Below are 12,367 nucleotides of genomic sequence, written 5' to 3'. Positions count from 1 at the left end.
CGTAGCCAAATACTCTATCCAACTGAGCTACGGGTGCAGATTCTGGCGGAGAAAGAGGGATTCGAACCCTCGATACAGGTTTAAGCCCGTATGCTTCCTTAGCAGGGAAGTGCCTTCGACCACTCGGCCATTTCTCCGTTCAGAGAGCGCCATATTAAGCAAGCTGGCGCCCCCTGTCAAGCACCTGCCTAAAAAATTATGCCGGCTGATCCAGACCGAATACCTTGTGCAGAACGCGCACGCCCAGCTCCAGGTATTTCTCGTCCACCAGCACCGATACCTTGATTTCCGAAGTGGAAATCATCTGGATGTTGATGCCCTCTTCCGCCAGGGTGCGGAACATGGTGGAAGCCACGCCACAGTGCGAACGCATGCCCACGCCGACGATGGAGATCTTGGCGACCTTGTCGTCGGCATCGATCTTGGCGGCGCCGATATGGGTTTGCACTTCGCGCAGGATGTCCATGGTGCGCGGGAATTCCCCGCGCGGCACGGTGAAGGAGAAATCGGTGGTGCCGTTTTCGCCCACGTTCTGGATGATCATGTCGACTTCGATGTTGGCATCGGCAATCGGGCCCAGAATCTGGTAAGCGATACCCGGCTTGTCCGGTACGCCCTTCACATTGATGCGTGCTTCGTTACGGTCAAATGCGATGCCTGCAACTACGGCCTTTTCCATGTTTTCATCTTCCTCGAACGTAATCAGCGTGCCTTCCCCTTCCTCTTCGAAGCTGGACAGTACACGCAGACGTACCTTGTATTTCCCGGCGAATTCCACCGAACGGATCTGCAATACCTTGGAGCCCAGCGAGGCCATCTCGATCATTTCCTCGAAGGTAATGGTCTTGAGGCGGCGGGCATCCGGCACGACGCGCGGATCGGTGGTGTAGACACCGTCGACATCGGTGTAGATCTGGCATTCGTCGGCCTTCAGCGCGGCGGCCAGCGCCACGGCGGAAGTGTCGGAACCACCACGGCCCAGCGTGGTGATGTTGCCGTTTTCATCAATGCCCTGGAAGCCGGCCACCACCACGACCGAACCGGCCGCGAGGTCTGTCCGCATGGCGGCTTCGTCGATGGATTGAATACGTGCCTTGTTGTGCGAGTCGTCAGTGGTCACGCGCACTTGCCAGCCACAGTAGCTCTTGGCGTCGACACCGATTTCCTTGAGTGCCATGGCCAACAGGCCGATGGTGACTTGTTCGCCGGTGGAAATGATCACGTCCAGCTCGCGCGGGTCCGGATAGGCCTGGATCTCTTTGGCAAGGGCAATCAGTCGGTTGGTTTCGCCACTCATGGCAGATACCACTACTACGACATCATGTCCCTGCGCTTTCCATTTGGCGACACGGCGGGCCACGTTCTTGATGCGCTCCGCAGAGCCCATCGAGGTACCGCCGTACTTTTGTACGATGAGTGCCATGCTTGCTTCTTATATAGAAAGGTTGATATGTCGGACTTCGATTCTGGCCCGATCTGCGCCATAAAAGCAAGGCCATTGTTCGACAATGCCCATCTGCCTTTGCGCAATGCAACAAATCACGGCCACGCGGCTATCAGCCACTGCTGAAGCACGGCGGGAAACTGCCTGGCCTTCCCACTCTGGCGGTCAGGAGCGGGCCCGCCATGACGGCAGCAGGCTTAGCCGGCCAGCAGCCGTTGCGGATGGGTGTAAACATTCACCCTGCCCGGCCGGGCAAAACCCAGCAGGGTCAGGCCGTACTGTTCGGCCATTTGCACTGCCAGCGCGGTGGGCGCGGCCACCGCCACCAGGATTTCAATGCCGGCGGCGGCAGCCTTTTGTACCATTTCGTAGCTGGCGCGGCTGGTCACCAGTGCCACCCCGGCGCCCCAATCGCTGACGGCACGCCGGCCGATCAGCTTGTCCAGCGCCACGTGCCGGCCCACGTCTTCGCTCACTTGCAGCAAGCTGCCCTGCAGATCCAGCCAGGCTGCCGCATGGGCGCAGCCGGTCTGCTGCGACAGGGTTTGCCGCTCGGGCAGGGCCTGCAGCGCCCTTTTCAGCGCGGGCCAGCCCAGCCGCACCGTATCCGGCAAGGCTGGCAGAGGACGGAAGATTTCCGCCAGTTGCTCCACCCCGCACAGGCCGCAGCCGGTACGGCCAGCCAGTTGGCGGCGACGCTCCTTCAAGGCGCTGAAACAGGCGGAGGCCAGTTCCACATGCACCTCGATACCGCTGGTGGCATTGCGCACTTCGATGTCGTAGATATCCGCCAGCTGCCGGACAATGCCCTCGGCCAGGGAAAAACCGCGGGCGAAGTCTTCCAGCTGCTGCGGGCTGGCCATCATCACCACATGCGCCAGGCCGTTATATACCAGCGCCACTGGCACTTCGCAGGCCAGGGCATCGGCCTGAGTCAGCATGGGCTGAGCCTCTTGCCACTGGATTCGGTCAATATGGCTGGTGATATCGAAGCCTTCGGGAGCGGAATCGGTCATGAATTAAGATTTTTTAAGGGTTTCATTGTCACTCGCTATTTGAGCTTACAGAAATTGCTGACGATAATGGAGTCAGGCTACAACTCTCAGGGTTGGCCAGACCCGTCCTTCCGCCCTGCACCAGTGCGCAACAGCCATGATGCTGCATTTGACGGCCAGAGCGGAAAGTCAGTCAATATTCCACCCACGAAGGAGACCCCATGCAGGTCAATCGGCGGCAGTTCTTCAAGCTGTGCGCCGGGGGTATGGCAGGTTCCACGATTGCAACGCTGGGTTTATTGCCGGAAAAGGCAATGGCTGATGTGCGCAGCTACAAGCTGATGCGCGCCAGTGAAACCCGCAACACCTGTCCGTACTGCTCGGTAGGCTGTGGCATTCTCATGTACAGCCTGGGCGATGGCGCCAAAAACGCCAAGTCCGAAATTTTCCATATTGAAGGCGACCCGGATCATCCGGTCAATCGTGGTGCGCTCTGCCCCAAAGGGGCTGGCCTGGTGGACTTCATCCACAGCCCTAATCGCCTGAAATACCCGGAAGTACGCGAAGCCGGCAGCAATGAATGGAAACGTCTCAGCTGGGATGAAGCGTTTACCCGCATCGCCAAGCACGTCAAGCAAGACCGCGATGCCAACTTCATCGAAAAAAATGCCGATGGGGTGACGGTGAACCGCTGGCTGTCCACCGGTTTTCTGGCAGCATCGGCCTCCAGCAACGAAGCTGGCTGGCTGACCCACAAATTCACTCGCAGCCTCGGAATGCTGGCTGTCGACAATCAGGCGCGTGTATGACACGGACCAACGGTGGCAAGTCTTGCCCCAACATTTGGTCGCGGTGCCATGACAAACCATTGGGTCGACATCAAGAACGCCAATCTGATCGTGGTGATGGGTGGCAATGCCGCCGAAGCACACCCGGTTGGCTTCCGCTGGGCCATTGAGGCCAAGACCCGCAACAAGGCCAAGCTGCTGGTCATCGACCCGCGCTTTACCCGTACTGCCTCGGTGGCAGACTTCTACGCGCCTATCCGCACCGGCACGGACATCACCCTGCTGTCCGGCGTAATCCGCTATTTGCTGGAAACCGGCAAGTACAACAAGGAATACACGCTCGCCTATACCAATGCGGCCTTGCTGGTACATCCGGACTTCAGCTTCGAAGACGGCCTGTTCAGCGGCTATGACGCGGACAAGCGCAAGTACGACAAATCCACCTGGGCCTACCAGCTGGATGAGAAGGGCATGGCCAAACGGGATGACACGCTGAGCGACCCGCGCTGCGTGATCAATCTGCTGAAACAGCATGTCTCACGCTACACCGCCGATGTGGTGGCCAATATCTGTGGCACGCCCAAAGAAGCCTTCCAGGCGATTTGCGAGCATCTGGCAGAGACCAGCGCACCGGACAAAACCACCTCCTTCCTGTATGCCCTGGGCTGGACCCAGCACTCCATCGGTGCGCAGAACATCCGTACCATGGCGATGATCCAGCTGCTGCTGGGCAATATGGGCATGGCCGGTGGCGGCATCAATGCGCTGCGTGGCCACTCCAATATCCAGGGGCTGACCGACCTGGGCCTGCTTACCACCAATTTGCCTGGCTACATGACCATGCCGTCGGAGAAAGAGCCGACGCTGGACAGCTATCTGACCAAGTACACCAGCAAGCCGCTGGCGGATGGCCAGATGAACTACTGGCAGAACTATCCCAAGTTCTTTGTTTCCTTCATGAAATCCATGTGGGGCGACAAGGCGACGGCGGACAACAACTGGGGTTATGACCTGCTGCCCAAGTGGGACAAGGGCTACGATGTGCTGCAGTACTTCGAGCTGATGCATCAGGGCAAGGTGAATGGCTATTTCTGCCAGGGCTTCAACCCGGTGGCGTCCTTCCCCAACAAGAACAAGATCGTGGAATCGCTGTCGCGCCTGAAGTTCCTGGTGATCATGGACCCGCTCACCACCGAAACCTCCACCTTCTGGCAGAACCACGGCGAACAGAATGATGTGAAGACGGCGGACATCAAGACCGAAGTATTCCGTCTGCCCACCACCTGCTTTGCCGAGGAAGATGGCTCCATCGTCAACTCCGGCCGCTGGCTGCAATGGCACTGGAAGGGCGCGGAAGGGCCAGGCCAGGCGCTGACCGACCCGCAAATCCTCGCGGGTATCTTCCTCAAGCTCAAGGCCATGTACGCCAAGGATGGCGGCACCTTCCCGGATGCCATCAACAGCCTGTCCTGGGCCTATGGCGACCCGCACGAGCCCAAGCCGGAAGAGCTGGCCAAAGAGCTGAACGGCAAGGCACTGGCGGATCTGCCCGATCCGAAGAACCCCGGTCAGTTCCTGGCCAAGAAGGGTGAGCTCCTGCCTGGTTTCGCGCTGTTGCAGGCGGATGGCAGCACGGCATCCGGTTGCTGGATTTTCGCCGGCAGCTGGACCCAGGCCGGCAACCAGATGGCGCGGCGCGACAACAGCGACCCCTCCGGCCTTGGCAACACGCTGGGCTGGGCCTGGGCGTGGCCGGCCAACCGCCGCATCCTGTACAACCGCGCCTCCTGCAAGCCCGATGGCACGCCATGGGACAAGAAGCGCACGCTGATCAAGTGGAATGGCGAAAAGTGGGTGGGCGTGGATGTGCCGGACTTCAAGGCCGACGAGCCGCCGGGCAGCGCCATGGGCCCCTTCATCATGCAGGCCGAAGGGCTGGGACGTTTGTTTGCGCTGGACAAGATGGCTGAAGGCCCCTTCCCCGAGCACTACGAGCCGTTCGAGACGCCGCTGGGTACCAACCCGCTGCATCCCAAGGTGATATCCAACCCGGCAGCGCGGCTGTTCAAGGGCGACAAGGAGCAGCTGGGCCAGCATCAGCAGTTCCCCTATGCCGCCACCACCTACCGCCTGACCGAGCATTTCCATTACTGGACCAAGCATGCGCGGCTGAACGCCATCATGCAGCCGGAACAGTTTGTGGAAATCGGCGAGGAGCTGGCCAGGGAAAAAGGCATTGCCCACGGTGACCTGGTGAAAGTGTCATCCAAGCGCGGCTATATCAAGGCCAAGGCGGTGGTCACCAAGCGTATCAAGGCACTGAAGGTGAATGGCCAGTTGGTTCACCATGTCGGCGTGCCGATTCACTGGGGCTTTGAAGGCCTGACCAAGAAAGGCTTTATTGCCAATACGCTGACGCCGTTTGTCGGGGATGCCAATACCCAGACGCCGGAGTTCAAGTCCTTCCTCGTCAACGTTGAGAAAGCATAAGGAGCGACCATGTCACTGCAATCGCAAGATATCCTGCGCCGCTCCGCCAGCCCCACCCAGCCGCCGATTGCGCGCGAGCACAAGGCGGAAGTGGCCAAGCTGATCGACGTGTCCACCTGCATCGGCTGCAAGGCCTGTCAGGTGGCCTGTTCGGAATGGAATGACCTGCGCGACGAAGTGGGCAACAACGTCGGGGTGTACGACAACCCGGCCGACCTGTCCGCCGAAAGCTGGACGGTGATGCGTTATAGCGAAACCGAGCAGAACGGCAAGCTGGAATGGCTGATCCGCAAGGACGGCTGCATGCACTGCGCCGACCCGGGCTGCCTGAAAGCCTGCCCCTCGCCCGGCGCCATCATCCAGTACGCCAACGGCATCGTGGACTTCCAGTCCGAGCACTGCATCGGCTGCGGCTACTGCATTTCCGGCTGCCCCTTCAATGTGCCGCGCATCAACCAGAAGGATAACAAGGCCTATAAATGCACCTTGTGTTCCGACCGGGTGAGCGTGGGCCAGGAACCGGCCTGTGTGAAAACCTGCCCCACCGGCGCCATTCGCTTTGGCAGCAAGGAGGACATGAAGGAATACGCACAGGAACGGGTGGACGAGCTGAAAACCCGTGGCTATGCCAATGCCGGTCTGTACGATCCGCAAGGCGTGGGCGGCACCCATGTGATGTATGTGCTGCACCATGCCGACCAGCCCGAGCTGTACCACGGGCTGAAGAAGGATCCGCAGATCAGCCCGGTAGTCAGCCTGTGGAAGGGCATACTCAAGCCCTTGTCCACCATTGGCCTGGCCGCCTCGCTGCTGTTCGGTTTCTTCCACTACATCGGTGTCGGCCCCAACAAGGCCGAGGATGAAGAAGAGGAGGACAAGGTATGAGCAAGGAAAAGCTGATCAGCCGCTACAACGCGGCCGAGCGCATCAACCACTGGATCGTGGCGGTGTGCTTCATGCTGCTGGCCATCTCCGGCCTGGCCTTTTTCTACCCGGCCTTCTTCTGGCTCACCGGCGTGTTTGGTACGCCGCAGCTGGCGCGCATCATTCACCCCTTTGTCGGGGTGCTGATGTTCCTCGGCTTCTTCCGGCAGTTTTTCCGCTACTGGCACCACAATCTGTTCAACAAGGAGGACATCAAGTGGATGCTGTCGGTGAAACAGGTGCTGTCCGGTCACGAGGTGGGTGACACCGGCAAGTATAACGGCGGCCAGAAAGGCATGTTCTGGCTGATGAGCGGCTGCCTGCTGGTGCTGATTTGCACCGGCGTCATCATCTGGCGGCCCTACTTTGCCTATTACTTTCCCATCGACCTGATCCGCGTGGCCCTGCTGCTGCATGCCTGGAGCGCACTGGTGCTGATTGCCGGCATCGTGGTGCATGTGTACGCCGCCATCTGGGTACGCGGCACCATCCGCGCCATGGTGGAAGGCGTGGTGACACATGCCTGGGCCAAGAAGCATCATCCACGCTGGTACCGTGAAGTGACAGGAGACAAGAACAAGCCATGAGCATTCGCATAGTGCCGGTAGAACAGCTGGCAGAGCGGCAAGCAGCCAGCCTGGACATCACCCCGCTGCTGTTGCCGCAGCCAGCCACGCTGTATCGTCAGCGCGCGGCCCGGCTGCAGCAGCTGGCGGCGGGCCATGTCATGGCCGATTACCTGCAACTGGCCAGCCGCATTGCCGAGACACAACAGCAGCTGGTACACAGCCAGCCGGTGTTGCTGCCCGCGCGTGCGGATTACTTCCAGCAGTGCGCCGAGCACGGCCTGCCGCCCTTGGGCGCCATGGCCTGGCAACGCGACGGGCAGTGGCGGCAGATTCTGCAAGCCCTGTGCCAGCAACTGTCTGACGCTGCCAGCCCGGCCGTGCAACAGGTGCTGGCACAGTTGCAGGCCGCCCCAGCTGAGCAGCAGGAAAAAGCCGCCCAGGCGCTGTTGTCCGGTGATCTGGCGGCGGTGGACAGCGGGCAGGCTCCCTTCATCTGGGCGGCCTTGTCGGTGTATTTCAGCCAGCTGGCCAGCCAGCTGAAAATCGCCACCGTCGCCGAACCCGGCGATGCGCGCCACCTGTGCCCGGTATGCGCCAGCGCGCCGGTGGCCAGCATCGTGCATCAGGGTAATGAAGCCGGGCTGCGCTATCTGCACTGCAGCCTGTGCGAAAGCGAATGGCATCTGGTGCGGGCCAAGTGCAGCAACTGCGAGGCAACGCGCGACATCGGCTACTGGTCCTTGCAAGACCAGCACGCGGCGGTGCGCGGCGAATCCTGCGGCGATTGCGGCAGCTATCTGAAAATCCTGTCACTGGACAAGGATCAGCAGGCTGAGGCGGTGGCGGATGATCTGGCCAGCCTGGCGCTGGATGCCGCACTGGAGGAACAGGGCTTTGCCCGCAGCGGCCTCAACCCGCTGCTGTTTCCCGGCTGAATACCTTGCAGCCAGGCAACAACCGGCCCAGGTGGCCGGTTTTTTTATTGCAAGCCAAATCAATGTTTAAAAAGTCATGACAAGTAGTAATAAATAAAATGCATCGCTTCGCCATTCCTCTTTGCATTCGACAAAGGCAGCAACTACAAAACTAGAAAGACCAAGCCGCACTAACGAGAAAAAATCACCCGCACGGGTACAGGCAGCCAGCCGGCCTTGGCCATGCACCCGTAGCGCTGGGTGCACGGTCAGCAGGGTACAAGGGGAAAATATGGCCAAGACCATACTAGTCGTGGACGACTCCACCAGCCTGCGGCTGGTGGTGAAGATGACACTGGAAGGTGCCGGCTACCATGTCATCGAGGCCGCCGATGGTCAGCAGGCACTGGCCTTGCTGGACGGGCGCAAGATCCATCTGGTGCTGTCAGACCTCAACATGCCGGTGATGAATGGTCTGAGCCTGCTGGCACAGATCAAGCAGCACCCCGACTATCGCTTCACCCCGGTCATCATGCTGACCACCGAAACCGCCGAACATCTGCGACAGCAAGGCCGGGAATGCGGTTCCTGCGCCTGGGTAGTCAAGCCCTTCGAACCCCCGCAACTGCTGGACGCCATCGCCCGGCTCATCCTGCCCTGAGCCATCGCCATGCCCCATCTCATTACCCTGGCTGCCGAGCAGACCATCTACCAGGCCCAGGCCCTGCACCAGCAACTGGCAGCGGCCCTGCGCGAGCATCCACAGCTGGAGATCGATCTGTCGCAAGTCGAGGAAATCGACAGCGCCGGTGCCCAGGTGCTGCTGTGGCTGCACCGTGCCGCGCAGCAGCAGTCATGCCAGCTGACGCTGAGCCATCCCAGCCCGGCGGTACGGGACTTCATCCGGCTGCTGGGGCTGCAGCCGTTGCACAATGCACTGGAGGCCGTGGATGGATCTTGAACTGGCCATGCAGTCCTTCCTGCAGGAGTCGGCCGAGCTGCTGGAAGAGATGGAAAGCATTCTGCTGGATGCCGAAGCCGACAGCATTACCGCCGAACAGCTGGGCGCACTGTTCCGCAGCATGCACACCATCAAGGGTTCGGCGGGGCTGTTCGGGCTGGACGAGATTGTCCGTTTCACCCATCAGGCGGAAAACCTGCTGGACCAGCTACGCGATGGCCACTTGCAGCTGGATGCCGAGCTAAGCGGCGTCTTGCTGCGCAGCCACGATCACGTCAAGGCCCAGCTGGCAGCGGTAGCTGCCGGCCAGGCCATTCCGGCTGGTGAGCAGGACAATATCCTGGCCGATATCGCGGCCCTGCTGCCGCCGCCGGCGGGGTCGCTCCCCCCTGCCGAGCCCAGCAGCCAGGCCGAGCCGGCCGCCGACAGCGACTGGCTGCTGTCGCTGCGCTTTGGCCCCGAGGTCTTGCGCAATGGCATGGACCCGGCGTCCTTTGTGCGCTACCTGGCCACGCTGGGCCAGATACAGGCGATTGCCAGCTGTAGCAGCGCCCTGCCTGCCGATGAAAGTTTCGATGCGGAACGCAATTACCTGCGGCTGGAAATGCAGTTCCGTGGTGCGGTGGATGAAGCACAACTGGCCAGCGTCTTCGAGTTTGCCAGCGAGGGCAGCCAGTTCATCATCAGCCCGCGCGCCCAGCTGGCCAGCCATCTGCAACAAGCCCTGCAGGCCGGTGATGCCGCCGAGCAGCAAAGCTGCCGCGACATCTGGCAGCAATGGGGGCTATGGCCCAGCACAGCAGACAACGCCGTCGCCGCCCCCACCCTGGTCACGACAGCCCCCGACACCAGGCCGGCACTGCCCGCTGGCGCAGACCACAAGACTGGCCGCAGCAGCGAAAGCAAGTTCATCAAGGTGGAAGCTGGCAAGCTCGACAGCCTGATCAATCTGGTGGGCGAGCTGGTGATTGCCGGCGCGGCAGCCAATCTGCTGGCACGCAGCCATGGCAGCAGTCCCTTGCTGGAATCCACCGTGGTGATGGCCGGGCTGATCGAGCAGATCCGCTCGCATACGCTGTCCATGCGCATGGTGCCCATCGGTGAAACCTTCAGCCGTTTCCCGCGCGTGGTGCGTGATGTCGGCCAAGAGCTGGGCAAATCCATCAAGCTGGAAATCAGCGGCGCGGAAACCGAGCTGGACAAATCCATGGTCGACAAGCTGGCCGACCCGCTCACCCACCTGGTGCGCAATGCCATCGATCATGGCATCGAAGATGTGCAGCAGCGCCGCGCCATCGGCAAGCCGGAGCAAGGCCATGTCTGGCTGAATGCCTATCATGAATCCGGCAGCGTGGTGATCGAGGTGGCCGATGATGGCGGCGGGCTCGACCCGCAGCGCATCCTGGCCAAGGCCTTGCAGCGCGGCATCATCAGCAGCGATGCCTTGCTGAGCGAGCAGGACATCTACCGGCTGATCTTTGCCGCCGGTTTCTCCACCGCCGAGCGCATCAGCAATCTGTCAGGCCGAGGCGTGGGGCTGGATGTGGTGCAAAAGAATATCGAGGCGCTGCGCGGCACGGTGGAGATAGACAGCGAAATCGGACTGGGTACCACCTTCCGCCTGCGTCTGCCGCTGACCCTGGCCATCATCGACGGCTTTCTGGTCGAGGTAGGCAGCTCCACCTTTGTCATTCCGCTGGAAACCGTGGTCGAGTGCATGGAGCTGCCTGTCACACCCGGCGACCATGGCAGGCCGGAGCGGTTGCAGCTACGCGGTGAAATCCTGCCATTGCTGTATCTGCGCCAGTTTCTGGAACTGGAAGGACAGCCAGGCCGCCGGCAAAACGTGGTGGTGATACAAACCGGTAGCAATCGGGTCGGCCTGGTGGTGGATGCCTTGCAAGGCGAATTCCAGACCGTGATCAAACCGCTGGGCAGCCTGTTCCGCCATCTGAAAGCCATCAGCGGTTCCACCATTCTGGGCAATGGCGCGGTAGCGCTGATTCTGGACGTACTGGCCCTCATCCAGCACGCCACCCAGCAGGAAGCCAGCCGCTACGCGCTGGAGCAGGAACCATACCCGGCGGCGGGCAGCCGTCAGCCACATAACAACGATACGTCTTCGGGGAAATGACCATGAACAAATCTGCACCCATGAGCATAGCCATGCGGCTGGGGCTGGGCTTTGGCAGCCTGCTTGTCCTGCTGGTGCTGTGCGTCTCAGTCGCCATATACAGCTTCGGGCGCATCAACGGCATGCTGGGCAGCATGCGCATCAACGACCGCGATGCCACGCGCGCTTCAGCCTTGCTCGAACAGGCACAGGAATTACGCATAGCGTACCGCAACGTCATTATTTACACCGACTTGCACGCCATTAACCTGGCCGTAGAAAAATACAATGACGCCAAACGCCGTTATCTGGACAGCGAACAGCTGCTGATCCGCGACATGCTGGCCGAACCCGAGCTGACCACGCGCGAAAAGGAGCTGATTGCCCAGATCCAGTCCATCCGCCCCAATGCCATCATCGTCATGGACAAATCCGAATCACTGGGTGCCATTAATGAAAACGAGGCCGCCACGGTGGTAATGCGCCAGGAAGTCATGCCGGTCATGGGAAAATTCATGGAGGTATTGCGCCAACTTTATGACGTGGAACTCCGCCTGAACGAACAATCGCGCCTGGAAAGTGAGGCCGGCATCCAGCAGGCACACAACATCATGCTGCTGTTATCGGCAGCGGCTCTGTTACTGGGCAGCCTGCTGGCAGTCATGATCATCCGCTCGCTGCGCCGCACCCTGGGCGGCGAGCCACATGCCGTCGCCGACATCATGCAGCAACTGGCCAATGGCCGGCTGGATACCCAGCTGCCACTGCTTCCTGGCGATAACAGCAGCATGATGTATTCGGTGGCGCAAACCGTCAGCACCCTCGCCGGCCTGATGACCGAAGTGAAAAACGGCGCGGCCAATCTGGCCTCTGCCTCCCAACAACTGAACGCCACCTCGCAGTCACTGTCGCAATCGGCCAGCGAATCGGCAGCCGGCATCGAGGAAACCACCGCCGCCATCGAGGAAATGTCGGCCGCCATCAACCAGACCAATGACAATGCCCGGGTCACCGAAGGGATTGCCGAGCAGGCTGCGCGCGAAGCGGCCGAGGGCGGCGAGGCCGTGCGCCAGACCGTGCAGGCCATGCGCCAGATTGCCGACAAGATCGTCATCATCGACGACATCGCCTACCAGACCAATCTGCTGGCACTGAATGCCGCCATCGAA

Annotated in this window: 10 protein-coding genes and 1 tRNA gene; 8 read left to right on the top strand and 3 right to left on the bottom strand. The window is 60.8% G+C overall.

The features are described 5' to 3' along the window. Positions 1-43 precede the first annotated feature (43 nt). The 3 genes from EAY64_RS19140 to fdhD all read right to left on the bottom strand — a co-directional run bounded on the left by EAY64_RS19140 (position 44) and on the right by fdhD (position 2,460). Positions 44-137, bottom strand: a tRNA-Ser gene (locus EAY64_RS19140). A gap of 59 nt (positions 138-196) precedes the next feature. After that, a complete protein-coding gene (locus tag EAY64_RS19135) occupies positions 197-1,423 on the bottom strand; it encodes an aspartate kinase (protein WP_059286973.1) in 1,227 nt (408 codons plus the stop codon). Between the two features lie 218 nt (positions 1,424-1,641). Then, entirely contained in the window at positions 1,642-2,460 is an 819-nt protein-coding gene (fdhD, locus tag EAY64_RS19130; protein ID WP_103526304.1) for a formate dehydrogenase accessory sulfurtransferase FdhD, read from the bottom strand. Positions 2,461-2,660: 200 nt separating this feature from the next. Between fdhD and fdnG the strand changes: the two genes are divergently transcribed. The 8 genes from fdnG to EAY64_RS19090 all read left to right on the top strand — a co-directional run. After that, on the top strand, positions 2,661-5,717 hold the full coding sequence (gene fdnG / locus EAY64_RS19125) for a formate dehydrogenase-N subunit alpha (protein ID WP_103526303.1): 3,057 nt from the start codon (positions 2,661-2,663) through the stop codon (positions 5,715-5,717). A gap of 9 nt (positions 5,718-5,726) precedes the next feature. Continuing rightward, positions 5,727-6,602: a formate dehydrogenase subunit beta gene (fdxH, locus tag EAY64_RS19120; protein ID WP_103526302.1), complete on the top strand. Its 876-nt coding sequence runs from the start codon at positions 5,727-5,729 to the stop codon at positions 6,600-6,602. Continuing rightward, complete coding sequence (locus EAY64_RS19115) at positions 6,599-7,228, top strand: formate dehydrogenase subunit gamma (RefSeq protein WP_103526301.1); 630 nt, start codon at positions 6,599-6,601, stop codon at positions 7,226-7,228. Before fdxH ends, EAY64_RS19115 begins: the two co-directional genes overlap by 4 nt. Further along, positions 7,225-8,145 carry a formate dehydrogenase accessory protein FdhE gene (gene fdhE / locus EAY64_RS19110; RefSeq protein WP_103526300.1) on the top strand — a complete coding sequence of 307 codons (921 nt, stop codon included), beginning with the start codon at positions 7,225-7,227 and terminating at the stop codon, positions 8,143-8,145. Before EAY64_RS19115 ends, fdhE begins: the two co-directional genes overlap by 4 nt. Before the next feature lie 271 nt (positions 8,146-8,416). Further along, positions 8,417-8,785: a response regulator gene (locus tag EAY64_RS19105; protein WP_103526299.1), complete on the top strand. Its 369-nt coding sequence runs from the start codon at positions 8,417-8,419 to the stop codon at positions 8,783-8,785. Between the two features lie 9 nt (positions 8,786-8,794). Continuing rightward, a complete protein-coding gene (locus tag EAY64_RS19100) occupies positions 8,795-9,085 on the top strand; it encodes an STAS domain-containing protein (protein ID WP_103526298.1) in 291 nt (96 codons plus the stop codon). Next, on the top strand, positions 9,075-11,219 hold the full coding sequence (locus tag EAY64_RS19095; RefSeq protein WP_103526297.1) for a chemotaxis protein CheA: 2,145 nt from the start codon (positions 9,075-9,077) through the stop codon (positions 11,217-11,219). Before EAY64_RS19100 ends, EAY64_RS19095 begins: the two co-directional genes overlap by 11 nt. Positions 11,220-11,221: 2 nt before the next feature. Next, on the top strand, positions 11,222-12,367 hold a 1,146-nt coding region (locus EAY64_RS19090; RefSeq protein ID WP_147456250.1), incomplete at its 3' end, for a methyl-accepting chemotaxis protein.

The organism is Aquitalea palustris (assembly GCF_003693445.1).
GTDB classification, from domain to species: Bacteria; Pseudomonadota; Gammaproteobacteria; order Burkholderiales; family Chromobacteriaceae; genus Aquitalea; species Aquitalea palustris.
Note: the sequence above shows the minus strand (reverse complement) of the source record. Positions and strands in the feature narration are given on the sequence as shown.